Source organism: Luteolibacter sp. Populi (genome assembly GCF_040801775.1).
In the GTDB taxonomy this organism is placed as follows: domain Bacteria; phylum Verrucomicrobiota; class Verrucomicrobiia; order Verrucomicrobiales; family Akkermansiaceae; genus Haloferula.
In genome coordinates, this window is sequence record NZ_CP161812.1 from 3,915,206 (window position 1) to 3,939,469 (window position 24,264).

A 24,264-nucleotide genomic window follows, 5' to 3' on the forward strand; every position below is an offset into this window, starting at 1 on the left:
ACAAATGCGCCCTATTCCGGTAGATCGAGAATCCCCGCAGAGGCCCGGGGCAGCAGCTCGGAGAGGCGGAAGACAAGGCGCTCCTTGCGGTTGGCGAGGCAGATCCATGGGTCGCCGAACTCGGCCAGCACCTGGCGGCAGGCACCGCAGGGAGAGACCGGGACCGCGGTGTCCGCGACCACAACCACGGCTTCGATGGTCTTTAGCCCGGCGGCGATGGCCGTGCCCACCGCCACGCGCTCGGCGCAGAGGGTCAGGCCGTAGGAGAGGTTCTCGACGTTGCAGCCGGTGAAGACTTGGCCGCCGGCCAGAAGGGCCGCTCCGACGTGGAACTTCGAGTAGGGCGCGTGGGCCCGTTCCCGCACCTGCCACGCCGCCTCGATCAAGGGCTCCCAATCCATGCGGGCGATGAGAACCCGCCCGCCTATCCCGTGGCAAGCTTGCGCATTTTCGGCTCGCCGGGATGCCCGCTATCAGGCAGGGAAAAGGCATGCAACGCCCTTGGATTCCCGCTCTCGTGTTGCTCGTGCTATTGGTCGCCTTCCGCTGCCTGGGCGCGACCTTTTCGCACGAATATCCGAACCTCCAGCCGCTGCCGGCGCTGTTCCTGTGCAGCATCGTTTTCCTGAGGGGGACGAAGGCATGGGCGCTGCCCGTGGCGGCGTGGCTGATCAGCAATCCGCTGGCCAGCATGCTTCAGGGCTACAATCCCTTCGGGAGCGGCGGCGGCGAGGCCGTTGCCTTCTTCGCGCTGCTGCTCACCGGTCTTCTGGCCCTGCCGCTGCGCCGCTCTACCTCCCCTGCCCTGATGTTGGCCGGCGGCTTGGTGGCTGCGGTGGTGTTCCACGTGGTGACCAATTCCGCGGTCTGGCTCGCCGACCCTGTCTACGCGAAGTCCGGCCATGGACTCTGGCAGGCGCTGTGGACCGGCCGCCCTACCGACTCGATGCAGACTTGGATTTTCCTCCGCAATCTGGCGGGGGCGAATCTTCTCTTCACGGCGCTCTTCCTCCTGGCCCGCCGTTCCTGGAGCCCCACCTCCGATGCCGCCCCTAGCCTCGTGCAGACCCGATAATTTCTTGCCCGCAACCCTCACCGCCCCTTATCTCCGCGCCGCCCATGTCATCGTCTACCGCCGCCACCCCGCGCCTCGATTTCGCCGGTTCTCCGGTCAACAAGGCCCTGACCGCCGAGCAGAAGATCGAGCTGTTCCGGAAGATGGTCCGCATCCGCCGCTTCGAGCAGACCGCCCTGAAGTATTACAACGGGGGCAAGATCGGAGGCTTCCTGCACCTTTACATTGGCCAGGAAACGGTGGCTGTCGGGACGCTTTCCCTCTGCGGCGAGCATGACCACAACATCACCGCCTACCGCTGCCACGGCCACGCGCTCACGGTGGGCATGGGCATGAACGAGCTGATGGCCGAACTTTTCGGCAAGGCGACCGGCTGCTCGAAGGGCAAGGGAGGCTCGATGCACTTCTTCGCTCCCGACAAGAATTTCTGGGGCGGCCACGGCATCGTCGGCGGTCAGACCCCTCTCGGTCTCGGCCTTGGCTACGGCCTCAAGTATCTCGGCCGCGAAGGTGCCGCCCTCTGCTACCTCGGCGATGGTGCCGTGAACCAGGGTGCCTTCCACGAGTCCCTGAACATCGCCGCTCTCTTCGAGATCCCGGTGGTCTACGTTATCGAGAATAACGGCTACTCGATGGGCACTTCCCAGAAGCGCTCGTCCGCCTATCGTGGTTGCCTCGCCCAGCGGGCCGAGGCCTACGACATGGAGTGGGATGTCATCGACGGCTCCGATCTCTACGAGGTCCGCGCCAAGACCCACATCGCCATGGAGCGCGCCCGCAAGGAGCACAAGCCTTCCATTCTGGAGATCACCACCTACCGCTACTACGGCCACAGCGTCGCCGACGCGAATGCCAAGAAATACCGCAGCCCGGAGGAGATCGAGAACTACAAGACGAACTTCGACCCGATCCGCCTGTGGCGCAAACGCCTGATCGAGGAAGGCGTGGCCACGGAGGAGCAACTCGATGCGATCGACAAGCAAGCGGCTGCCGAGGCCACCGCTGCCGTGAAGTTCGCCGAGGAATCCCCCGCCCCGACGGTCGAGGACATCATGAAGGATGTGTATTGGGAAACGGACAACAACACCCCGGCCTCCAAGCTCGGCCGCCATTTCTTCAACGACTGAGCCTGACCCGATTTACTAGACTCACCGTACTTCCCACCGACATATCATGTCCCGCACCCTTTCATACCGCGAAGCCATCCGCGAAGGCCTCGACGAGGAACTCGCCCGCGACCCGAACGTCGTCGTCATGGGCGAGGAAGTCGCCCAGTACAACGGCGCCTACAAGGTGACCGAAGGCCTTTGGAAAAAGTGGGGCGACAAGCGCATCGTCGACACGCCGATCTCCGAGGCTGGTTTCATCGGCATGGGCATCGGCGCTTCCATGCTCGGCGTCCGGCCGGTGATGGAGCTGATGTTCTGGTCCTTCCACTCCGTCGCCTTCGACCAATTGGTCAACAATGCCGCCTGCGTCCGCTACATGTCCGGCGGCCTGATCAATTGCCCGATCGTGATGCGCGGCCCGGCCAACGGCGGGACCAACGTGGGAGCGACCCACTCGCACATTCCGGAAGGACTCTTCGCCGCTTTCCCCGGCCTGAAGGTCTGTGCTCCCGCGACCCCGGCCGATGCCAAGGGCCTGATCAAGACCGCGATCCGCGACAACGATCCGGTCTATGTGATGGAGAATACCCTTCTCTACGGCATGACCGGCGAGGTCCCGGATCCGGCCGATGGCGACTTCACCATCCCGCTCGGCGTGGCCGATCTCAAGCGCGAGGGCAAGGACGTCTCGGTGATTGCCCACGGCCGCTCGGTCATCCACGCCTTGGCCGCTGCGGAAACCCTGCAGGCCGAGCACGGCATCAGCGTGGAGGTTCTCGACCTCCGCTCGATCCGCCCGCTCGACCAGGACGCGATCCTCAAAACGGTGATGAAGACCAACCGCGTCGTCCTCGTGGATGAGTCGAAAGGCTTCGGCGGGGTCTCGGCGATGGTCTCCCACCTGATCCAGGAACACGCCTTCGATTACCTCGACGCGCCGATCAAGCGTGTGACCACAATGGATGCACCGGCGATATACTCCCAGCATATCGAGAACGAGCAGCTTCCGAATCCGCGCCGGATTGTTGAAAAAGTCCTGTCTTTACGCTGAATCTAGCGGCTTTTTCATTGCCACCGCATCGGGCCTTTCTAGCATATTGGCAACATGACCAAACTTCTTGCCCTTGCCGGCCTCGTCGGTCTCTGCCTTGCGGCCACCTCGTGCTGCTGCCTTTTCTAACCGCCTACTACCATGAAAAACCTGCTCCTGATCCTGCCCCTGATCGCCCTCTCCCTGGGTCTCTCGTCCTGCTGCTCGATGTTCGGCATCAAGGGCTGGACCGCCGGCTACACCGAGGAAACCTACCAGCGCAAGCTTTGCGGCTACGATGTGGTGCGCGAAGAAGTCGTGGTCGATTCCAAGAGCGGCCTGACCGAGGTCAAGGAAACCAAGGTGCCGCGCTACAAGACGGTGACCAAGAAGGTCCGCATCAAGTGCGGCGATTGCGTCCGCCTCTATTGCCTGAATGAAGGCTGCTGCGGCTCCGACACCACCCAGGCGCGCCGCATGGCGACCGTGCAAGGTGGCACCGGCAGCCCGCACGTCGGCCTGATTCCGACGATGAAGCCGATCGTGATCGAGTAATCTTCCTACCACAAAAACCTGCCATTTTCGCGAGAGCGGAGGTCCCCCGGGGTCTCCGCTCTTGCTTTTCCCCTTGCCGCGACCCGCGCCCGGCAGCATCCATGCGAATCATGAGACTCCTTCTTCTCCCCATCTCCTGTCTGGGCTTGGTGGCTTGCAAACCGGAAGCGAAGCCGGCGCCGAGCGAACCGACGCCCTCGAAGGAGGAGAAGGCCGCTGATCCGAGCGATGCCTCTTCCTACATCGGGATGACCTTGGAAGCGGGCAGGGCACGTGCGGAGAAGGCCGGAATCGTGTGCCGGGTGGTCGAGGAAGACGGCCAGAAGAAGCCGGTCACCATGGACCATCAGCCGGAGCGCCTGAACTTCGCCATCGCCGCCGGAAAGATCATCCGCGTCACCAAAGGCTGAGCATCGGGAAAAAACTGGAAAACCCTTTCCGATTCCCCAATCTCGCCCCGCCCCACTCCCTTTCCATCAGCATCAGATCCATGGCCATCAATATTGAAATGCCCAAGCTCTCGGACACCATGACCGAGGGCACTCTCATCAAGTGGCACAAAAAAGTCGGCGATGCCGTCGAGATCGGCGACATCCTCGCCGAAGTCGAAACCGACAAGGCCACCATGGAGATGGAAGCCTTCGACGAGGGCACCATCACCGAAATCCTCGTGCAAGAAGGCGAGAAGGCGACGATCGGCGGAACTCTTGCCGTGCTTGACGGCGATGATGCAGGTGCTGCGCCGGCACCCGCTGCCGCACCTGCCGCTGAAGCTTCCAAGGCTGCCGAGGCCGCGCCAGCAGCAGCCCCGGCCGCTGCCGCAGCTCCCGCTCCGGTGAAGACCGAGGATGGATCGCGGCTCAAGGCTTCCCCACTCGCCCGCAAGGTGGCGGGTGAACTCGGCGTGAATCTGGCCAGCCTTAGCGGCACCGGTCCTGCCGGACGCATCGTCCGCGCCGATGTCGAAGCGGCCAAATCTTCCAAGCCTGCCGCGAAGTCAGCCGAGTCCTCCGCTGCTGCAGGTCTCGCCGCCGCTGCCAAGGCCCGCGTCGCTGCTCCGGCACCTGCCGCGACCGCTCCGGCTGCCACGTCTGCGGCAATCGTCCCGACTGCGAAGGAAGGCGACACCCGGATCGAGCTGTCCTCGATGCGCAAGATCATCGCCTCGCGCCTGCTGACTTCGAAGCAGACCATCCCGCACTTCTACCTGCACGTGGAGGCGGATGCCGCCCCGCTGATGGCCCTGCGCAAGCAGATCAATGCCCAAGCCGAGCTGACCCACGGCAACAAGTATTCGGTCAACGACTTCGTCCTGAAGGCCGTCATCAACGCCACGGTCGCGGTACCGGCGGTGAATGCTTCTTTCGCCGGCGATCACATCGTCAGCTTCAAGCACGTCGGTCTCGCCGTGGCGATCGCGGTAGAAGACGGCCTGGTCACCCCGGTGATCCAGCAGGCCGAGACCAAGTCGGTCCTGCAGATCTCGAAGGAGGTGAAGGACATGGCTGCCCGCGCCAAGGAGAAGAAGCTCAAGCCGAGCGAATTCGACGGAGGCACGGTCACCGTCTCGAACCTCGGTGCCTGGGGCATCGAAAGCTTTGACGCCATCGTCAATCCGCCGCAGGCCCTGATCCTCTCGGTTGGTGCCGCCATCGAGAAGCCGGTCGTGAAGAACGGCCAGATCGTCCCCGGCCTGCGCATTAATCTCGGTGTCAGCTGCGATCACCGCGTCGTGGACGGTGCCGTGGCTGCCAGCTTCCTGGCCGAGGTGAAGAAGCTCATCGAGCAACCGGCCCTGATGCTCATCTGAGGCCCCGCCAGACCACCGCTCCCTTCAAAGGCGTGCCACTCCCATGGCACGCCTTTCCCTTTGGTGTGAGGTCTTGCAGGCCGCAAGAACGGCGACCCCACGCCAATGTCACCCGGCCAGCTTCCACGCTACCGGGTTCATTGCGCCAGGTGAGCGAGCAGTTCTTCACATGCTCTAAGAAGAGTCTCTTTAGTAACGAAAAGAACTCTTAGTCATAATGGTGTGAACAAGCGCCTGAAATCGCAGTTCCACCGCTTCACCAAAGGCATTCCACGGCTACGAGACCTTGCGAAGAACACCCCGGCAATTGGCCACAACCACGACCTCTCCCACCAAGTCGCCAGTTTGCACCCGGCGAATTCGCGAGCTGTTCACAGTCCGCTAACAGACCGCTGCCGATTTCACCCCGCCTTCATTGCCGCTGCACTTAGGATAACGATGAAGAGCAGCGATGCCCTTCACGATCAGTCATACCGCTGCGGTGATTCCCTTCTTCCGCTGGAAGCGCTTGGATCCGCTCGCGCTCGTGATCGGCAGCATGGCCCCGGATTTCGGTTACTTCGTGCATCAGTTTTCGTTTGCCGGGCATTCGCACTCCTTGGTCGGTTCATTAACCTTGGCTCTGCCGGTCGCCTCAGTTGCCTGGCTGCTTTGCAGATGCTTCGCCGGCTTTCTCACGGGTCCTCTTCCCGATCGACTTGGAACGATGATGAGGGAATTCTTCACCCGGGCGAAGTGGCAAGTTTCGGCACCGTTTTGGATCGTGCTGTCGCTTTTGCTGGGGATTTGGACGCACACGATTCTCGATTCCTTCACCCACGATACCGGCTGGGTGGTCCGGCGCGTGGCGTTTCTGAACGAGTCATGGCCATGGCCCTTTTATCGTCTCCTACAGCACCTCGCTTCATTGCTCGGGATGCTGGTGCTGGCGATGATCTATTGGCGTTGGCAGTCGGAGCGCCCGGGCCGGGTGAGGATGGATACAAAGGGCATCCTTCTCGTTGTCGTGGTGATCGCCGCGGTGCTGCTGGCAATTCCCTCCGCGTTGTCCTATGCCAGTGACTTCGTGGGGTATCGGCAGATGCGTGTTTTCATCGTCCGCTGGATCGTCAATTCGATGGCTCTTTCCGCAGGCGGGTACTTCGTCCTCGCCGTGGTGCTGGCTTGGCGGACGAGGGGCAGAGCAGGAATCACTTCGTGAGCGCCATCTTCTCGCGGCACCAGGAAAGGGCCATCAGCGAGTAGCCGGTGCCGTAGGGCTGGTGGTAGTCGTAGAGCGGGTAGTCCCACCACGAGCCGTCCTTCTCCTGCCGGAAGAGGATTACTTTCGCCAGCTTGGCGGCGTGTTCCTTCTGCTTCGCGGCGGGCAGGAATTCCACGGACTCGGTGAAGTAGAAGACGCCGTAGTAGTAGAAGTAGCCGGAGATCTGGAAGTGGGTCTCATGCGGTACCGGGCGCTTGCGGCCGATGCTCAGGAAGCCCTCGCGCTCGATGAAGCGGTCCGCCCAGGTGTCGATGACCCCGTCCGTGACCTTTGCTTCGCCGAAGGCGCGCAGCGTCGCATTGCAGGCCTGGCTGCGCGCCAGTGATCCCGCGGGCCGGTTGATCGGGACACGCGGGCGGTAGATGTGGCTGTGCGAATAGACGTAGGAAAAATCCGGCGTCCGCTGGCGTTCGATGCTGGCGAGCGAGGCCTTCACGATGCGGTCGTCCAGCTTGATCCCCATCGCGTCGCGCGCCTCGCGCATGGCCAGAAGTACGGTGGCTGTAGTAAATGAAGTGGTGATGCCGGTCGGCTTCTGAGTCGTGAGATCGTCGAAGAGGTCGAGGTAGCCCCAGCCGCCATTGAGATCCATGTAGCGGTTCGCCAGGTCGCATTGATCCTGGGCGAGGTGCTTCCACTTCTCCTTGGACGCTTCATCCTTCGCGGTCTGGTAGAGCCGGGTCAGCGCCCGCATGCCGTAGGCGTGGCCCCAGGCATTGTAGGTCGTGGTCTGGTCGGCACGCCGCAGCTTCGGCAGCTCGCTCTCCATCCATGCCGCGCCCTTCGCGATGGCGGCCAGGGTTTCCGGCCGCGTGTCGCCGCTGTCGATCAACCCTGAAAGAGCGAGCCCGCTGGCCCCTGCGCGGAAGGCGTGATGCGCGCCGGGCAGCGGTGCGTAGATGTTCAGCCCCTTGGTCCGCGTCGGCCCGCCCCAAGATCCGTTGGAATTCTGGTCGGCGATCAGGAAGTCCACGCCGCGCCGGATCGAGCCGGCGACGGTGACCTCGTTGACCACCGCCTGCGGTGTTTCCTGCGCGGCGAGGGTCGCGACGCTCAGGACGATGGCAGCGAGAATCCTTTGCACGGTGTTACTCGGGGATGATCACCACTTGGCCGGCATCGAGGCCCGCGAGAATCTCCACGCGATCGCCGGAAGCCCGGCCGCGTTGCACGCTACGGGTCTCGCTCTTGCCATCGGCCATCTTCACCTGGACGCTCCATTTGCCTTCATCGGCAGCGCGCAGGGCCTTGGCCGGCAGGGTCACCACGGCGTCGCCCTTGTGGACCACGAAGCGGCACTCGAAATTCATTCCGGGCACCACCTCCAGATCGGCGGGGAACTCCAGCTTCGCATCTTCCGGCCACTCCGGAATGAGATCGATGCGGTACCTTCCATCGGCGGCCGGTACTGCGGCGATCTTGTGGATGATGGCGGTCAGCGCCACGTCTTCGCGACCTCCGGCGGTGACGCTGCCCTTCATCGATGCCCGCAAGCTGCGCGCGATGCCTTCGTCGACGTGAGCTACCAGGCCGAGATCGGCGTTCTTCGGTACCACCGATGCAAAAGGCCGCACGAAGGGTGCCTTGCCGCCCTTCACCAGAGTCTTCGCAAGTTCGCCCAAGGTCCAGCGTCCCTCGTCGAGAGAGCCGTAGTAGAAAGTTCCTTCGCCATCCGCCTTGATCTCGAAGAGCGCGGCATCCTTCTCCAGATCCGCCAGATCCTTCTTCTCGCGCGTTGAGGCGATCCGCGCCGCTTCCAAGTCGAGGCGCGCCGTTTCCAAGCCGCGCGGGAGATTCTTCTCCGCCTTCTCCAGTTCGATCGCCGTGGATTTCGCGGAAGTGGTGAGCGTCTCGAGTTGCCGCGGCAGCTGCACGTCCATGGTCCGCTTGTGGGTCAATTCGGCGTGCTTCAAGGACAGCTCGGACGACTTCACCGCGTACTGCTGACGCTTCAAAATAATCTCCTCGGTCTGTTCCGTGAGATCGTCCGCCTCGTACATCATCTTGAGCTGCTTCAGCTCTTCCTGGGTGGCCTCGAGACGGTGCTTCGATCCTTCGAGATCGTCTGCCGCTTCCTCTTCCTGCGCCTTGCGGTTGATCTTCGTGAAATACTCGAGTTCTTCTGCGGCCACCCGTTGCGCGCGCCGCGCGGCATCGAGGCGGATCGCGGTTTCCTCGCCCAGCTTCACGAAGGCGAGCTCCTGGCTGGCTAAGGTCAGCGCCCGGCTTTCGACGGCGCGCTTCGCGTCCTCCAGCTTGCGGTCGTAGCCCTCGCGGTCGAATTTCACCAGCACATCGCCCTTCTTCACTTCCGTGCCGTGGGGGATGATCTGCTCGATGGTGAAGTCCGGCCAGCTCGTCGGATCGATCGCGATCAAGGTCGGTTTCGCTGGCAGGATCATCGCCTGGAAGCTGCGGTCGATGGCGAAGGGCTTCGGTTCGACGGTAACCTCGGCTGCGGAAGAAACGGCCATACCGGCCGCCAAGAGGAGGAGTGACTTCATACTAGGAATGGGATGTTAGCGATATCACTCGCCGGATTTGCCTTTCCGGGCAAGCCAAAGGAAATGTCGCCGCGGGCGGCGCGCGTTCGGGCTGGCATCGATCTCGTGGCGCACCACCTCGAAGCCTGCACGTGCCAGGTTGCGTTCGATCTGCGGGACCGGCCGCGAGGAGGCGATGCCGAGCAAGCCGCCGGGCTGCAGCGCGCCGTGTACTGCTGCGAGCCAGCGCCGGTCTTCGAAAAGCGAACGCCCGTTGGAGTCGAGCGGCGAGGTGTCGGCGTGGATCAGGACCGCATGCAGCACTTCCTGATACTCGTGGAAGGCGGTCGCGTCGGCCCGCGGCCCGATTTGCACTCGCGGATCGGTGATCGCCGGACTCTCGGGCAGGAATTGGCGATGCCACTCCGGAAGCATGGTCCATGGCTCGCCGATGAGATAGGTCGCCTTCTTCTGCGGCAGGGTCTCCATGACGCCGGCCAGGATTTCCCCCAGGCCCATCCCGGTGATCCAGATCATCGGCTGCCGCGCCGGGCGGAAGGGTTGGCAGGCGATCCGGCCGAGTTCGCGCTCGCTGGCGCGGGTCACCGGGCCGGCGAGCTGCACGCTCCCCTGTTGCAAATATTTCCGGCCGTCGTGTTCGTGCAGGCCGATTACGGTGCCGTCGGGCAGGGTGGCTTCCGCCAGGGTGAGTCGCGGCTTCATGGCTGGGACACTTGTTTTGAGGAGCGGTGGTAGCGACCGCTTCCGCCTCTGGTCATTTGAAAAACAACGACCCCGGCAGCCTGCCGGGGTCGTCAGTTTTGGGATTTTTTAGATTCCTCGGGTGCCTGTTCCAAGCGGAAATGGGCACCCTCGCGAATCAAAGACCAGCCTTCAGCGTGGAGGAGGCCTTGAAACCGACGGACTTGGAGGCCGCGATCTTCATTGCTTCGCCGGTCTTCGGGTTGCGGCCCTGACGAGCGGCGCGCTTCTTCACTTCGAAAGTGCCGAAGCCGATGATCTGGACCTTCTTGTCCTTCTTCACGCCCTTTTCGATGGAGGTGAGGACGGCAGAAAGGGCGTCTTCGGCGGCACGCTTGGTGGCGTCCTTACCGAGGGCTTTCTGAATGGCTTCGACGAGTTCAGCTTTGTTCATGGCGACGACGTAATTGCGGCGCGAGCCCTTATTTGGCAAGCTAAAATAGAGACGCGCAATCCGGCCCCGGTCCTAGGGCGAGGCCCGCTAGCGGCTGCTTGCAGGGTCCATGACAAGTCGATACGAGGGTCATCGTAAATCCCCTGTCAGCCCATTGACCATGTCGGAAACCGCCCATCGCGATAGGATCCTCACCCGTGCGGCGCTCGTTCTCGCGGGCGCTTCCGCCGCCGCGGAACCGTGCTTCCCGCCGGAGGTGTTAGATGCGGCCGAGGCGCGCGGCTACCTCGCGCCCGACGAGGAGGAAGAGATCAAACTACGATACGCGCAGTACTTGGGCGTGCGCACCGCGCTGCTGCAGGTGCTCGCCGCCACGGAGCCCGCCAGCGGCCGCGATTCCAAGGAGTGGGCCCTCCACCTGCCGGCCTTCGCCGCGGCCTTCGGGGCCGCCTGCCTGCTGGTGCGGGGCTCCCTGAGCCTTATTGCACAAGGGGAGCGCTGCCGGCCGCTGCGCAAGAAACTCGATGAAGGCGACTCCCTGCGCGGCATTCCCCGCAAGACCTTCGCGAACATCTACCGGGCCGCCAGCGATCCCTTGCGCCTGAACCGCTTCGCCGCTGCCGCGGACTTCTACTACGAACATCGTAGTAGTATCGCCGCAATGGCGGAAGACCCCGTCTTCGCGCGCTTGCCCGCGCTGCTCGCCGCGGAGGAAGCCTGGCTGGCCAGCGTCCGCCCCGGCATTGTCCGCCGCCACCTCCGCTACCGCTGGTTTTCTTTCAAGCGCCGCCACCATTCGGCATGGAAACAATCGGTGTTCGGCTTCTTCGAGTGGTCCGGCCGCGCCATCGCCGATTTGCGTCAGCCGGGCCTCAAACCGGGCGGTGCGCCGAAACGTGTCAGCGCCGCGCTCCGGGAGGAAACCCTCGCCCTCGTCCGCCCCGGGGATATTTTCGTGACCCGCCACGATGACGCGTTGAGCAATCTTTTCCTCCCCGGCCACTGGCCCCACGCCGCCCTCTACCTGGGCAGTCCGGAGCAGCGCGCGGCGCACGGCGTGAAACTCGCCCCGCCGCTCGAGCGCCGCCTCACCGGCGGAATTTGTTTCCTGGAAGCGAAAAAAGACGGCGTCCTGCTCCGCCTGGCCGAGGACACCCTGGAGGTCGATTCCTTCGTCGTCCTGCGTCCGCCGCTCGATCCCGGCGCCCTGGCCGCGGCCCTGACCCGCGCGATGGACCACACGGACAAGCCCTTCGACTTCTCCTTCGATTTCCGGAAGGCGGACCGCTTGGCCTGCACCGCGCTGGTCTACCGGACCTATCACCGCTGCGGTCCCCTGGTCTTCTCCCTGGTCGAAGTTTCGGCCCGTCCCTGCCTGCCCGCGGAAGAACTTATCTCCCAAGCGCTGGCGCAGGATTTCGCGGTCGTGGCCGCCTGTGGAATCGGAAATGACGCAATCGTTACAGGAACCGATGCGCTACTCGCTCTGCACGCCTCCCGGAGCGCACTTTGAGCCCTTTCGTAACCGACACATTTTCAATGTTTCGCGAAGCTTGTGAAATTTTTCACAAATAGCTCTTGCGCCGTTACAAAACCCTTTGATACAGCCGCCCCGCGCTTTCGGCCCGAAGCGCCATCAGGCATGAACCGTCGCTCCATCTTTTCGACCCTGTTCGCATGGCTCTGCTGTGCGGTGCCGGCTTTCGCCGCGGATGCCACACACGGGGCAGCTCAGACGGGCCACGATCATCTTCCGGCTCATGCCGAAGCGATTTTTGAGCTGGGACCCTTCGTCGTCACGAACTCGATGCTGATGGTCTGGATCGTCGCGGCATCGATCATCCTTGTGGCCCAACTGGCTACCAAGAAGCTCACGCTAGTTCCGTCCGGCCTCCAGAACTTCGTCGAGTGGCTGGTGGAGAGCCTTTACACCTTCCTTGAAGGGATTCTCGGCAAGCACCTGGTCAAGCGCACTTTCTGGTTTTTCGGCACCATCTTCGTGCTGATTCTTTTCACGAATTGGTTCGGCCTGATTCCGGGTGTCGGCACCGTCGGGTGGACCCTCAGCGGTCCCGGCGTGGATCCCCACGATACCTTCCGTCCCTTCCTCCGTGGCGGAAATGCGGATCTTAACATGACGGCGGCTATGGCCTTCACCTTCGCCATCCTCTGGTTCTACTGGGCGATCACCGAGAACGGTCTGAAAGGATTCCTTGCGCACATCTTCGCGCCGAAAGGCAAATTCGGCGGCCTCATGGCGGTTCTGATGTTTGCGGTTTTCGCATTCGTCGGAGTTATCGAAGTCGTCTCGATCCTGTTCCGTCCGGTCGCTCTCTCCTTCCGTCTCTTTGGCAACATTTTCGCCGGAGAGAACATCTTGGAGAACATGATGCTCGTCGTGGGAGACAACAAGTTCCTCGCCTGGCTCCCGCCGCTCCCATTCTACTTCATGGAGCTGCTTGTGGGTCTCATCCAGGCGCTGGTCTTCATGCTTCTCACCGCGGTCTTCCTGAAGCTGATCTGCGACCACGGCGATGATCACGACAAGGATCACGCCCATCACTGAAACCAATCTCCCGGCCCGACCATGGCAATGACCGTGGGGACCGGCGAAACACCAAAACTGAACTACCATGATGACTCCAATCCTTGCTGAAGTTGCCGGCAACATCCACGTGGCCTTCGCCGCCGCCGGTGCTGCAATCGGTATCGGTCTCCTCGGTGCCAAGGCGGCGGAAGCCACCGGCCGCAACCCAGGTGCTGCCGGTAACGTCCTGACCATCTCGATCATTCTTGCAGCGCTTATCGAAGGTATCGTGTTCTTCGCGATCTTCCTTGCGAAGTAAGCCTTCCCGGTGCGGAAGCCCTATCCGGGCTTCCGCATCACCCCTTTTTCCTTCTTCCGATTTCACCCGTCTCTCCAGCATTTCGTCCGATGACTCCGATTCTCGATCTCCTGGCCGCCACTCCTCCCGTCGAAGCTGACGGCGATGTCGTGGGTGAAATTTTCCGCACGTTCAAAATCGACTGGCCGTTTTTCATCAGCCAGTGCGTGTCTTTCCTGATCGTGGCCTTCCTTCTCAAGAAATTCGCCTTCGGACCTGTCCAGGCGATGCTTGAAGAGCGCCGCAACCGAATCGCCGGGGGCGAGTCGAAATTGGCCCAGATCGAGCAGCGCCTCGCGGATTCCGAGATCGAGACGGCTGCCGCCATCGCCAAGGCCAACGAAGATGCGACGCGTCTGATCAACGAAGCCAAGACCAGCGCCGCCGTCCTTTCCGAGCAGAAGGCCCAGGAGGCCATCTCCGCCGCCCAGCAGATCCTGGCCAAGGCCGAAGCTGCCGCCCAAGCCGAGCGCGTCACCCTCAAGGCCGAGCTCAAGCAGGAATTCGGCCGACTTGTCGCCGCCACCACTGCTCAGGTCACCGGCAAGGTCCTGAACCAAGAGGACCAAGTGCGCATCAACCAGGAAGCCCTCGCTTCGGTCGAACGCTGATCTTCTCCCTTTCCTCCGCCTCGTCATGAAAGTTACCAAGACCGCCACCGCCACCGCCCGCCGCATCTTCCGGCTTTGCCAGTCCGGCGGTCGTCTTGACGAGGCCAAGCTTTCCGCGGCCATCCGCCAGTTCGCGCAGGAGCAGCCCCGCGGCTTCCGCGGCGTGCTTCATGCCCTGAAGCGCCTGATCCGCATCGAAGCCGAACGCCGCCGCGTCGTCATCGAAAGCGCCCAGGAACTCGACCAAGCTTCCCGCGACCGCATCGTCGGTGGCATCGCCGTCAAATACGGCGTCGGCCTCTCCTTTGAATTCCGCACGAATCCCGCCCTCCTCGGCGGCCTTAAGATCCGTGTCGGAGACGACGTTTTCGACGGCACCGTGCAGGGCCGCCTCGACCGCCTCGCCAATGCTTTCTGACCTACGGCATCTCCGCCTTTGCTGAACACTTGTAACACCGAAATCTAGCAAACTCTTCCCATGAGCAGCATCCTTCAGGAACTCGAAAAGGAGATCGCCAACGTCACGGCCTCCGTCGAAAAAACCAACGTCGGCGTGGTCCGCGAAGTCGGTGACGGCGTGGCCAAGGTCGAAGGCCTTTCGGACGTGATGCTCAACGAGATGATCTCGTTCCCGGGCGGCGTGATCGGCCTGGCGATGAACCTCGAAGACGGCGAAGTCGGCGTGGTGCTTCTCGGCAGCTACGAGAAGATCACCGCCGGCACCGAGTGCTCGACCACCGGCAAGCTCCTTTCCGTCCCCGTCGGTCACAAGCTGCTCGGTCGCGTCGTGAACGCCCTCGGTCACCCGATCGACGGCAAGGGCGAGATCGTCCCGGATGCCTTCTACCCGATGGAGAAGATCGCGCCCGGCATCATCAAGCGCAAGTCGGTCTCGGTGCCCGTGCAGACCGGCATCATGTCGATCGACGCCATGATCCCCGTCGGCCGCGGCCAGCGCGAGCTGATCATCGGTGACCGTGCCACCGGCAAGACGACGATCGCCGTCGACACCATCATTTCCCAGGCCAAGCAGAACAAGGCCGCGGAGCAGGGCAAGCTGCAGAACCACAAGCCGCTCTATTGCATCTACGTCGCCATCGGCCAGAAGCTCTCGAACGTTGCCCGGATCCAGAAGACCCTGGAAGACGCCGGTGCGATGGAATACACCACCATCGTTTCCGCTTCCGCTTCGGACGCCGCGGCCATGCAGTTCCTGGCGCCATACGCCGGCTGCTCGATCGCCGAGTTCCTGATGGACAAGGGTCAGGACTGCCTGATCGTCTTCGATGACCTTTCCAAGCACGCCGTCGCCTACCGCCAGGTCGCGCTGATCCTGAAGCGCCCTTCCGGCCGCGAAGCCTACCCGGGCGACGTGTTCTACCTCCACTCCCGCCTGCTCGAGCGCTCCGCCCGTCTGACCGAAGCCGCCGGTGGCGGTTCGCTCACCGCGCTGCCGATCATCGAGACCCAGGCCGGTGACGTGTCCGCTTACATCCCGACCAACGTGATCTCGATCACGGACGGCCAGATCTACCTGGAAACCGACCTCTTCTACCAGGGCATCCGCCCCGCCATCTCGGTGGGTCTCTCGGTGTCCCGCGTGGGTTCCGCCGCCCAGACCAAGACCATCAAGTCCGTCGCCGGCACCACCAAGCTCGACCTCGCCCAGTATCGCGAGTTGCAGGCCTTCGCCCAGTTCGGCTCGGACCTCGATGCCTCCACCAAGAAGAAGCTCGATCGCGGTGCCCGCATCGTGGAGCTCTTCAAGCAGAACCAGTATTCCCCGCTCTCGATGGAGCTGGAGTCGGTCTATCTCTTCGCGATGCAGAACGGTTACTTCGATGACGTGAAGGTGAGCGACGTGAAGCGCTTCCAGAACGCGATGGGCGAATACTTCGAGACCCGCAAGACCGAGCTGCTCGACAAGATCCGCAACGAAAAGCCGGACCTCAAGAAGGACGCCGCCGCCGTCGAAGCGGTGAAGACGGCGATCAGCGATTTCAAGACGAGTTGGAAGTAAGATATTAGGATAATTCGGAGATTGGGAAATTAGGTTTCAGATCGCGTCCCGCTCCAGACTTCAGCCACCCAATTATCCCAATTCCCTCAATCTCCTAATCATCTAAAAAATGGCCAATCTTCGCGACATCCGCCGGCGCATCAAGTCGGTCAAGAACACCGCCCAGATCACCCGGGCGATGCAGCTTGTCGCTGCCGCCAAGATGAAGAAGGCGCAGGATCAGGCGCTGGCCGGCCGCGACTACGCGGACCTGCTCAACCAGGTCCTGGTCAATCTCAAGGAGAACACCGGCGAGGAAGCCCATGCCCTCCTGCAGGCCCGCGATGGCGGCAAGGAACTGGTGCTGGTCATCTCGACCGACAAGGGCCTCTGCGGCGCGCTCAATACCAACCTCGGCAAGAAGATCCGCGCCGAGGTCCCGAAGGATGCCGCCTTCGTCACCGTCGGCCGCAAGCTGCGCAACCAGCTCGCCAAGGCCGGTCGCGACATGGTCGCGGATTTCGAGGTCAAGGATCCGGTGCCCTTCGCGGATGCCCGCCCGATCGCGAAGTTCCTGACCAAGGCCTTCCTCGAAGGCGGTTACAGCAAGGTCAGCGTCGCCTTCTCGAACTACATCAACGTGATGCGCCAGGAGCCGACGATCGTGCAGCTCCTGCCGATCTCAACGGCTTCCCTCGGCGAGAAGCAGGACTACGAAGGCATGGGCAATGACGTGAAGGTCAAGGCCACCGACCACTCCGCCGCCCTCGCCAAAGACTACATCTTCGAGCCGAGCAGCAAGGACGTCCTCGATACTCTGCTCCCGCTCTACATCAACTTCCAAGTCTACCAGATGCTGGTCGAGAGCCGCGCCTCCGAGCACTCCGCACGGATGGTCGCCATGAAGGGCGCCACCGACAACGCGAAGAAGTTCATCAAGGAGCTCACGCTTGAATACAACAAGCTCCGCCAGGCCGCCATCACCTCCGAGCTCCTCGAGATCACCACGGCCATGCGGGCCATGCAATGATCCGGGTTCCCCAATCCACCTTCACAATGAAATTCCTCTTCTCCATGTTTCCGGTCGCGATTGCGCTTGTGTGCGCAAGTTGCGGGGGCGGTAACATCGATTATGTCGAGGCATTGGCACCGACCGCGCCCTATCAGGTGGCGGTCGTGAAGGGGTTTGCTTACAAGGTGGAAGAACCGTCCGCGCGCGGAGCGGAGTTGGCCAAGGAGTTCGCTTCCGTCCTTTCCGAAGAGATCCAGAACGTCGGGAAGTTCTCGAAGGTCACGACCTCACCCCAAACCGGGCGCGCCCTGCGTATCGAAGGCGACGTGACCTATCTCGCGGAAGGTAACAGCGCCTTGCGCATCGGCGTTGGCATGGGTGCCGGCAGCGCTCATTTCAGCTGCACCACGCGGTTCATCGACAATTCGACCGGCAAACTGCTCGGCACCTTTGAGGTTGAGCGCAGCAGCAAATCCGGTCTCCGCGGTGTGGCCGACAATTTCCCGATCATCCGCCGTTCCGCCGCGGGTGACATCGCCACAAAGGCTGCCGACTTCGCCGCCGCCCCTTGATCCTTTCCCACGCTCTTCCTTCCGTCCCGACCATGTTCACTTTTTCCAAGATCCTCATCGCAGGCGCCGCCGCCAGCTCGATCCTGCTTTCCAGCTGTGCCTCGATCGTCAGCCGGCCGAGCCGCGATGTTTCGATCCAGTCGAATCCCTCGGGCCTGTCGTTCGCGGTCATCAACAAGGACGGCGAGACGATTCATACCGGGACCACCCCGCAGATCGTCAATCTCTCCGCCCGTGGCGGCTACTTCGTGCCGGCCAAATACACCGTGGAAGTGCGCCGCGCCGGAAAGCTCGTCGGCACCCAGCAGGTGACCGCAGGAATGAACGGCTGGTACGCCGGGAATATCCTGATCGGCGGCCTCATCGGCCTGCTCATCGTCGATCCTCTCACGGGCGCGATGTACCGCATGCCCGCCACGATCACGGTGAATGCCACCACCTTGGCCGCCTCCGCGCCCCGCACTTTGACCGTCGCTAGCATCGATACCCTGACTCTAGAAGAGCGCGCTAGCCTCGTCCGCCTCTAAGACCTGCACCGCCACCGTTAACCGATTCACTGACCACTCCTGCCATGAGCAACCAAGGAACCATCGTCCAGGTCATCGGCGCCGTCGTTGACGCCGACTTCTCGAAAGCCACCGCGCTGCCCGGGATCTACAACGCCCTCGAAGTCGCCTACACGCTGAATGGCGTCGACACCAAGCTGACTCTTGAAGTGCAGCAGCACCTTGGCGACGGTTGGATCCGCGCGGTTGCCATGTCTGCTTCCGACGGCCTCAAGCGCGGCATGGTCCTCAATGACACCGGCAAGGCGATCTCCGTGCCGGTGGGCAAGCAGGTTCTCGGTCGTATCTTCAATGTCACCGGCGACCTGGTGGACGAAAACGTCCCGCTCGAAGACGCGAACTTCCGCTGGCCGATCCACCGCGCCGCGCCTTCCCTGGTGGACCAGTCCGCCGCCACGGAAATCCTTCCGACCGGCATCAAGGTGATCGACCTGATCTGCCCGCTGCTCAAGGGCGGCAAGGGCGGCATGTTCGGTGGCGCCGGCGTCGGCAAGACCGTGGTCATCATGGAGCTCATCAACAACATCGCGAAGGCGCACGGCGGTTTCTCCGTCTTCGCCGGCGTGGGTGAGCGCACCCGCGAGGGCAATGACCTCTACTGGGAAATGATCGAAGGCAAGGTCATCGAGACCGAGAAGGACGAGAAGGGTCACCCGAAGATCGACGACCGGGGCAACCCCGTCCTCGCTCCCGGCTCGAAGGTCGCCCTTTGCTACGGCCAGATGAACGAGCCTCCGGGCGCCCGTCTCCGCGTCGCCCTCTCCGCCCTGACCATGGCCGAGTATTTCCGCGATGAGGAAAACCAGGACGTGCTCCTCTTCGTCGATAACATCTTCCGCTTCTCCCAGGCCGGTTCCGAAGTGTCCGCCCTGCTGGGCCGCACGCCGTCCGCCGTGGGTTACCAGCCGACCCTTTCCGAGGAAATGGCCGGTCTTCAGGAGCGCATCACCTCGACCAACAAGGGTTCGATCACCTCGATCCAGGCGGTGTACGTCCCAGCGGACGACCTTACCGACCCTGCTCCTGCCAATACCTTCGCTCACCTTGACGCGACGGTGGTGCTTGAGCGCTCGCTCGCGGAGCAGGCGCTCTTCCCGGCCGTGGACCCGCTCGCCTCGACCTCGAAGGCGCTCGCCCCGGAAGTCGTCGGTGAGGAGCACTACCGCGTCGCCCGTGGCGTCCAGCAGGTGCTCCAGCGCTACAAGGACCTGCAGGACATCATCGCGATTCTCGGCATGGACGAGCTTTCCGACGAGGACAAGCTGACGGTGTTCCGCGCCCGCAAGATCCAGCGCTTCCTGACCCAGCCCTTCCACGTGGCCGAAATCTTCACGAACGTCCCCGGCGCCCTCTGCTCGATCGAGGAAACCGTCAAGGGCTTCGCCGAGATCCTCGACGGCAAGTGGGACGACGTTTCGGAAGGTAACTTCTACATGAAGGCCGGCATCGACAGCGTCTCGAGAGACTGAGTTTGTTAGTGTTCAGTGTTCAGTTTTCAGGGAAAGGCCCTGGATCCGGACCTGAAAACTGAAAACTCCAAACTGGAAACTTCTTCATGGCTCTTCATTTGGAAATCGTCACCCCGGAGAAGAAAATCTTCTCCAACACCGTCGGCAACGTCTACCTGCCCGGGGCCGATGGCGAGCTTGGCATCCTCGATGGCCACGCTGCCCTGGTGACCGCCCTTCAGCCTGGCGAACTCCGCTACGAGAAGAACGGCCAAACCATCAGCCTGGCGATCGGCACCGGCTTCGCCGAAGTCACCGAGCACCGCGTCAATGTCCTCACCGACCTTGCCGCGGACGAGGACGCGATTGACGAAGCCAAGGTCGAGGCCGCCATGAAGCGCGCCGAGGACCAGCTCGCCGGCATCAGCCACGACCACGATGCCGAGGAGGTCGCGCACCTTCAGGCGATCATCGCCAAGTCGATGGCCCAGCTCCGCCTCAAGCGGCGGAACCGGAACTGAGGTCAAGCAGTCGCTCGAATCTTCCAAGCCCGCCCGACGACCGTCGCGGCGGGCTTTTTCTTACTCCACCGCCGCGGGCAGGTCTCCCTCGGTGCCGGCGATCCTCATCCGGTCGCGGAGCACCATCTGACCCACTCAGTCTCGCGCCAGGCCTGCCCAAGGAGGGGGCGCGTCTCGCGCCCCCCGTTTTTCTGTGCTCACATCCACGTGGCAGGAGCCTCGTGAAGAAGAAAAGCTCCCTCTTGAGGCTTCGCCTTGCCGGGATTGTTCCTTATGTATCTTCGCACATTTACGAAGTGGTCCGCATCCCGGATCAAGCGGTCGAAATAGTCTCTTTGCCAAATTGGTGGCTTGCCCAATTTGTGAGCGGTAAACGATTTCCACGAGTGGATCAGCCGATCCACTGCTTGATCATGGTGCAGGGTCACCAGTGTGTGCACGTGATTGGGCATGAGGAGGACGGACCGCATCCCTTCAAAGTGCTGGAGGGCGTCCATTACGATCCGTGCGTTGGATGGATCGGCGAGCAGGCAAGAGCCGTATCCTTGATCCAGCCATCGGTCGATTTTAGCCGAGAAGAGCCGGTGGTATTCCATCTCGGTAAGATGGTTCCACGGCTTTGGATGTTCATCGCACCATTGATCCCGCTCCTGTTTGAGAGCTTTCAGTTTTTCCGTCGGAAGGGAATCCGCGAGGCGGAATGTGATAAAGTAGGTGGCACCACTCTGTTGCCAGTGAGGGAACCGATCGCCGGTTACGCGGATATCCCCGAACGGATCGAAGAATTTCACGGCCGGAGGATGAGGTCCTATTGTTCGTAGACAAGGAGGGGATGCGTCTCGCGCCCCTTTTTTATCTGCCAAAGGCATTGGGGCGCGAGACGCACCCCCTCCTTGTGCGCACAAAAAAACCGGGGAGCCCGTAAAGGCTCCCCGGCTTTGAATGATCGTTGATCAGCTCAAGCCCGGCTCAGTTGCCACCGCCGCGTGGTTGCGGAGCGCGCATGACCGGGTTCAGGTCCACACCCCAAGGGGTCTGGTCACCCACGTCGCCGAGGGTCTTGCCACTGTTGGTGGAGACCTTCTTGTTGTCCTCGCGGATCTGCATCGGCGTGGCGCTGTTGTCGAGACGCAGGACGACGGCCTTACCGGCGTATGGCTCCGGATCGAAGGTCCAGTCAGGCTGGAACTTGTAGGACGGGGTCACGATCACCGGGCGGCTTGGCTCGCCGCTCGAGCTCTGACCCTGGGTCTGGCTCGCCATGATGTAGCTGAATCCGACTTCACCGGCTTCCAATGCCTTGGCTGGGACGCTGAAATTGTCGTCAGCCTTCTTGGGCGATTGCAGGGTCTTGCACCAGAATGGCTTCTCGGACTTGCCGCCGCCGCCAGCGAGCATCTGGCGGAAGTAGTCGTTCGAGAAGTTACCACCGAAGGTCAGTTCGGTGCCGGTTGCATCCTTCACATCTTGTGCGGTCTCATTGTCGGGGAAGTTGCCGTATTCGTTGTCGAATTCGAACAGCATCATGCCGACTTGCTTGATGTTATTGAGTGCTTCCGTGCGGTCCGCAGCCTTGCGCTGCTTCAGGATGACGGGAGCGGAGAGGCCCGCGAGGGCCGCGATGATCACGATCACGACGAGCAGCTCCACCAAGGTGAAACCGCCGGCGCGACGATAGTTGGCTTTCATGTTTTGGTTTTCTCTTACTGTTTTATGAATGGGGCCGCTAAGGACCCCGGTTTGGTATGAATCCCCCGCCACCCGGAGGTGATGGAGGATCAGTCCAAAATAGGTCGCGAGGGCAGCGGCGCAAGGAGAAAGAAGTCCCGCGGGATCAATGATTAAGGGGATCGCAACTACGCAAAGATACGCACGGGCGCCTCGCTCGTTTCGCGGCGGTGGAAGGGTCGCGCCTTCCGCCGCCGCCCGCGGGCCAACGCCGCTTTTCCCGTCACCTGCCAGCGCGCGGCTGCGGAGCGCGCAGCACCTGGCTCATGCCTGTAGTCCAAGGGGCGCTGTCGGCGGATTCGCCGAGTGTCTTGATGGGCGGGCCGGCGGGTAGCTTTTTGTCATGCTCGCGGATCTGCATGGGCGTTGCGCTGTTGTCCAGGCGCAGGACTATCGCCATCCCCTGATAGGGCTCGGGATCGAAGGTCCAGTCGGGCTCGAAATTGTAGGAAGGAGTCACGATCACCGGGCGGCTCGGCTCGCCGCTCGAGCTCTGACCCTGGGTCTGGCTCGCCATGATGTAGCTGTAGCCAACTTCGCCGGCCGCTAGCGCCTTCTCGGGAGTGGAGAAGTCTTCGTCGGGCTTCGTCGGAGACTGGGCGGTCCTGCACCAGAAGTATTCCTCCCGCACGCCAGCGCTGCTCACCAAGAGCTGGCGGAAATAGTCGTTCGAAAAAGTGCCGCTGAGGACCAAATCGGTCCCCGTCGCTTTTTTCACGTCCACAGCCGTTTCGTCGTCGGGGAAGTTGCCATACTTGTTGTCGAACTCGAACAACATCGCGCCGATCTGCTTCAGGTTGCTGAGCGCTTTCGTGCGGTCGGAGGCCTTCTTCTGCTTCACGACCATGGGAACAGCGACTGCGACAGCCGCGATGAGTAGGATCATCACAAGCAGCTTTTTAAAGGCGAAGCCATTGAGACGGTGGAGAGCGTTATTCATATTGAGCCTTTTTCGATGAGGTTCCGCTCGCTTGATGGGCCTTTGCCCCGTCTTATTTCCCGCCCCGCGGCTGCGGAGCGCGGAGATATGGGGTGATGTCCTTGCCCCATGGGGTGTTGTCTCCCGTGTCACCGAGGGTCTTTCCGCTGTGGGTCGAGACCCTCCAGCTGTCCTCGCGGATCAGCATTGGCGTGGCGCTGTTGTCGAGCCGAAGGATCACCGCCTTTCCTCCATATGGCTCGGGATCGAAGGTCCAGTCCGGCTGGAAATTGTAGGACGGCGTCATGATCACCGGGCGGCTGGGCTCGTCCTTGGAACGCTGGCCCGTAGTACGGCTGACCATGATGTAGCTGTAGCCGACTTCACCGGGTTCCAAGGCCTTCGCCGGCGTGGAGAAGTTGTCGTCCGCATTTTTTGGCGATTGGGCGGTCTTACACCAGAACGGCTTTTCGGACTTGCCGCCAGCACCCGCCAGCATCTGGCGGAAGTAGTCGTTTGAGAATTGGCCGGTGAGCTTGAAATCGGTCTTGGTCCTGCGCTTCACCTCCTCTGCCGTTTCATCGTCGGGGAACTTCCCGTATTCATTGTCGAACTCGAACAACATCATGCCCATTTGCTTGATGTTGCTGAGGGCTTTCGTGCGGTCCGCGGCCTTCTTTTGCTTCAGAATCGTGGGAGCGCAAAGGGCCGCAAGTGCGGCGAGAATCAGGATCACTACAAGCCACTCCAGCCGAGTGAAACCTTTGGGGCGGCGGTAGGAGGGTTTCATGTTTCGGGCTCTTGAGGCGAAAAATGTCCGTGTCTATCGGCGGGAATGCTCGCAAGTCACTTGCCGCCGCCACGCGGCTGCGGAGCACGCAGCACTGGGGGGCATGCCTATACCCCAAGGAGCGCTGTCGGCGGCGAGCCAGCGGGTCGCTTTTTGTCATACTCGCGGATCTGCCCCAAGCGTTGGGAAATGAAGTGTGGGGCTATCTCCGGCTGCGCCCTCGGTTGTGCGGACCACCTTTTTGAGCCCTGCGGGGACTAGCGCCTCCCCTTCCCGGGCGGGCGAGGTCGCTTTTGAGGAGCGGGGCGGGAGGGCGGGGGGGCCTTGAGCAGGGAGGACGAAGGGGCTTTCTTGACGCGGAGCTTCTCGGTGCCGACCTGGAAGCCATCCAGCTCCTTCACGGCATTCAAGGCCTCGATGTGGCCGGGCATGTCGGCGAAGCCGAAGCCCTTCGAGAGCCCGGTGGCCTTGTCCATCACGAGGTCAAAGGAGCGGACCTTGCCGTGCTTTTCGATGACCTTGCGCATCTCGGCTTCCGTGATGCTGCGGTCGATGTTCCGGACGAGAATGATCATGGTTGGGGGAAATCACTAATCATCAATCTTCCAATCATCAATCGAAGTGTTTGGAAGAATGGGGCGCAGGCGGTTAGCGGGCGGCAATTGCCCGCTCGGCCGAGGCACGCTTGCGACCTTCTCTTCACTACAGTCTGATTGATGATTAGAGGATTA

The 24,264-nt window shown here is 62.2% G+C and carries 28 protein-coding genes; 18 read left to right on the forward strand and 10 right to left on the reverse strand.

From position 1 onward, the window contains the following. Positions 1-11: 11 nt before the first annotated feature. Complete coding sequence (locus ABWK72_RS15975) at positions 12-401, reverse strand: cytidine deaminase (protein WP_367870569.1); 390 nt, start codon at positions 399-401, stop codon at positions 12-14. Positions 402-517: 116 nt separating this feature from the next. Between ABWK72_RS15975 and ABWK72_RS15980 the strand changes: the two genes are divergently transcribed. The 7 genes from ABWK72_RS15980 to ABWK72_RS16010 all read left to right on the forward strand — a co-directional run bounded on the left by ABWK72_RS15980 (position 518) and on the right by ABWK72_RS16010 (position 6,780). Continuing rightward, on the forward strand, positions 518-1,075 hold the full coding sequence (locus ABWK72_RS15980) for a DUF6580 family putative transport protein (RefSeq protein WP_367870570.1): 558 nt from the start codon (positions 518-520) through the stop codon (positions 1,073-1,075). Between the two features lie 44 nt (positions 1,076-1,119). Next, positions 1,120-2,202, forward strand: a complete 1,083-nt coding sequence (pdhA, locus tag ABWK72_RS15985) for a pyruvate dehydrogenase (acetyl-transferring) E1 component subunit alpha (RefSeq protein WP_367870571.1) — start codon at positions 1,120-1,122, stop codon at positions 2,200-2,202. 46 nt (positions 2,203-2,248) lie between these two features. Next, positions 2,249-3,235 carry an alpha-ketoacid dehydrogenase subunit beta gene (locus ABWK72_RS15990; RefSeq protein WP_367870572.1) on the forward strand — a complete coding sequence of 329 codons (987 nt, stop codon included), beginning with the start codon at positions 2,249-2,251 and terminating at the stop codon, positions 3,233-3,235. Between the two features lie 141 nt (positions 3,236-3,376). Continuing rightward, positions 3,377-3,769, forward strand: coding sequence for a hypothetical protein (locus ABWK72_RS15995; RefSeq protein ID WP_367870573.1), 393 nt, complete (start codon positions 3,377-3,379; stop codon positions 3,767-3,769). Positions 3,770-3,879: 110 nt separating this feature from the next. Beyond that, positions 3,880-4,179 carry a hypothetical protein gene (locus tag ABWK72_RS16000; protein WP_367870574.1) on the forward strand — a complete coding sequence of 100 codons (300 nt, stop codon included), beginning with the start codon at positions 3,880-3,882 and terminating at the stop codon, positions 4,177-4,179. A gap of 80 nt (positions 4,180-4,259) precedes the next feature. Further along, positions 4,260-5,579 (forward strand): dihydrolipoamide acetyltransferase family protein, encoded by a 1,320-nt coding sequence (locus tag ABWK72_RS16005; protein WP_367870575.1) that lies wholly within the window; start codon positions 4,260-4,262, stop codon positions 5,577-5,579. A gap of 451 nt (positions 5,580-6,030) precedes the next feature. After that, positions 6,031-6,780: a DUF4184 family protein gene (locus ABWK72_RS16010; RefSeq protein ID WP_367870576.1), complete on the forward strand. Its 750-nt coding sequence runs from the start codon at positions 6,031-6,033 to the stop codon at positions 6,778-6,780. On the opposite strand, the gene ABWK72_RS16015 is transcribed toward ABWK72_RS16010, so the two are convergent. The 4 genes from ABWK72_RS16015 to ABWK72_RS16030 all read right to left on the reverse strand — a co-directional run bounded on the left by ABWK72_RS16015 (position 6,770) and on the right by ABWK72_RS16030 (position 10,482). Continuing rightward, positions 6,770-7,927, reverse strand: coding sequence for a hypothetical protein (locus ABWK72_RS16015; RefSeq protein WP_367870577.1), 1,158 nt, complete (start codon positions 7,925-7,927; stop codon positions 6,770-6,772). The two genes, ABWK72_RS16010 and ABWK72_RS16015, sit on opposite strands and share 11 nt — an antisense overlap. Positions 7,928-7,931: 4 nt before the next feature. After that, on the reverse strand, positions 7,932-9,347 hold the full coding sequence (locus tag ABWK72_RS16020) for a hypothetical protein (RefSeq protein WP_367870578.1): 1,416 nt from the start codon (positions 9,345-9,347) through the stop codon (positions 7,932-7,934). A gap of 24 nt (positions 9,348-9,371) precedes the next feature. Beyond that, positions 9,372-10,049 carry a hypothetical protein gene (locus ABWK72_RS16025; RefSeq protein ID WP_367870579.1) on the reverse strand — a complete coding sequence of 226 codons (678 nt, stop codon included), beginning with the start codon at positions 10,047-10,049 and terminating at the stop codon, positions 9,372-9,374. A 157-nt stretch (positions 10,050-10,206) separates the two neighbouring features. After that, a complete protein-coding gene (locus ABWK72_RS16030) occupies positions 10,207-10,482 on the reverse strand; it encodes an HU family DNA-binding protein (RefSeq protein ID WP_367870580.1) in 276 nt (91 codons plus the stop codon). Positions 10,483-10,642: 160 nt separating this feature from the next. Between ABWK72_RS16030 and ABWK72_RS16035 the strand changes: the two genes are divergently transcribed. The 11 genes from ABWK72_RS16035 (at position 10,643) to atpC (ending at position 20,096) form a co-directional block, all read left to right on the forward strand. Next, positions 10,643-11,995 (forward strand): YiiX/YebB-like N1pC/P60 family cysteine hydrolase, encoded by a 1,353-nt coding sequence (locus ABWK72_RS16035; protein WP_367870581.1) that lies wholly within the window; start codon positions 10,643-10,645, stop codon positions 11,993-11,995. A 129-nt stretch (positions 11,996-12,124) separates the two neighbouring features. After that, complete coding sequence (gene atpB, locus ABWK72_RS16040) at positions 12,125-13,048, forward strand: F0F1 ATP synthase subunit A (protein ID WP_367870582.1); 924 nt, start codon at positions 12,125-12,127, stop codon at positions 13,046-13,048. 67 nt (positions 13,049-13,115) lie between these two features. After that, on the forward strand, positions 13,116-13,328 hold the full coding sequence (locus tag ABWK72_RS16045; RefSeq protein ID WP_367870583.1) for an ATPase: 213 nt from the start codon (positions 13,116-13,118) through the stop codon (positions 13,326-13,328). An 89-nt stretch (positions 13,329-13,417) separates the two neighbouring features. Next, the gene (locus tag ABWK72_RS16050) at positions 13,418-13,978 is read left to right on the forward strand and encodes an ATP synthase F0 subunit B (protein WP_367870584.1); all 561 of its coding nucleotides are present in this window, start codon (positions 13,418-13,420) and stop codon (positions 13,976-13,978) included. Positions 13,979-14,003: 25 nt separating this feature from the next. Further along, on the forward strand, positions 14,004-14,396 hold the full coding sequence (locus ABWK72_RS16055; protein ID WP_367870585.1) for a FoF1 ATP synthase subunit delta: 393 nt from the start codon (positions 14,004-14,006) through the stop codon (positions 14,394-14,396). Positions 14,397-14,456: 60 nt separating this feature from the next. Beyond that, positions 14,457-15,998: a F0F1 ATP synthase subunit alpha gene (gene atpA, locus ABWK72_RS16060; RefSeq protein ID WP_367870586.1), complete on the forward strand. Its 1,542-nt coding sequence runs from the start codon at positions 14,457-14,459 to the stop codon at positions 15,996-15,998. A 109-nt stretch (positions 15,999-16,107) separates the two neighbouring features. After that, entirely contained in the window at positions 16,108-17,007 is a 900-nt protein-coding gene (gene atpG / locus ABWK72_RS16065; RefSeq protein ID WP_367870587.1) for an ATP synthase F1 subunit gamma, read from the forward strand. Positions 17,008-17,033: 26 nt separating this feature from the next. Further along, the gene (locus tag ABWK72_RS16070; protein WP_367870588.1) at positions 17,034-17,561 is read left to right on the forward strand and encodes a DUF4410 domain-containing protein; all 528 of its coding nucleotides are present in this window, start codon (positions 17,034-17,036) and stop codon (positions 17,559-17,561) included. A gap of 32 nt (positions 17,562-17,593) precedes the next feature. Beyond that, entirely contained in the window at positions 17,594-18,088 is a 495-nt protein-coding gene (locus ABWK72_RS16075) for a hypothetical protein (RefSeq protein ID WP_367870589.1), read from the forward strand. Between the two features lie 44 nt (positions 18,089-18,132). Continuing rightward, positions 18,133-19,596 carry a F0F1 ATP synthase subunit beta gene (gene atpD / locus ABWK72_RS16080; protein ID WP_367870590.1) on the forward strand — a complete coding sequence of 488 codons (1,464 nt, stop codon included), beginning with the start codon at positions 18,133-18,135 and terminating at the stop codon, positions 19,594-19,596. An 86-nt stretch (positions 19,597-19,682) separates the two neighbouring features. Beyond that, positions 19,683-20,096, forward strand: coding sequence for an ATP synthase F1 subunit epsilon (gene atpC / locus ABWK72_RS16085; RefSeq protein WP_367870591.1), 414 nt, complete (start codon positions 19,683-19,685; stop codon positions 20,094-20,096). A gap of 197 nt (positions 20,097-20,293) precedes the next feature. On the opposite strand, the gene ABWK72_RS16090 is transcribed toward atpC, so the two are convergent. The 5 genes from ABWK72_RS16090 to ABWK72_RS16110 form a co-directional block, all read right to left on the reverse strand. Continuing rightward, a complete protein-coding gene (locus ABWK72_RS16090) occupies positions 20,294-20,887 on the reverse strand; it encodes a transposase (RefSeq protein ID WP_367870592.1) in 594 nt (197 codons plus the stop codon). Positions 20,888-21,065: 178 nt separating this feature from the next. After that, the gene (locus tag ABWK72_RS16095; protein WP_367870593.1) at positions 21,066-21,785 is read right to left on the reverse strand and encodes a type II secretion system protein; all 720 of its coding nucleotides are present in this window, start codon (positions 21,783-21,785) and stop codon (positions 21,066-21,068) included. A gap of 262 nt (positions 21,786-22,047) precedes the next feature. Beyond that, positions 22,048-22,764: a hypothetical protein gene (locus ABWK72_RS16100; RefSeq protein ID WP_367870594.1), complete on the reverse strand. Its 717-nt coding sequence runs from the start codon at positions 22,762-22,764 to the stop codon at positions 22,048-22,050. A gap of 52 nt (positions 22,765-22,816) precedes the next feature. Next, positions 22,817-23,533 (reverse strand): hypothetical protein, encoded by a 717-nt coding sequence (locus ABWK72_RS16105; protein WP_367870595.1) that lies wholly within the window; start codon positions 23,531-23,533, stop codon positions 22,817-22,819. A gap of 257 nt (positions 23,534-23,790) precedes the next feature. Beyond that, positions 23,791-24,108, reverse strand: a complete 318-nt coding sequence (locus tag ABWK72_RS16110; RefSeq protein ID WP_367870596.1) for an RNA recognition motif domain-containing protein — start codon at positions 24,106-24,108, stop codon at positions 23,791-23,793. Positions 24,109-24,264: the final 156 nt, after the last annotated feature.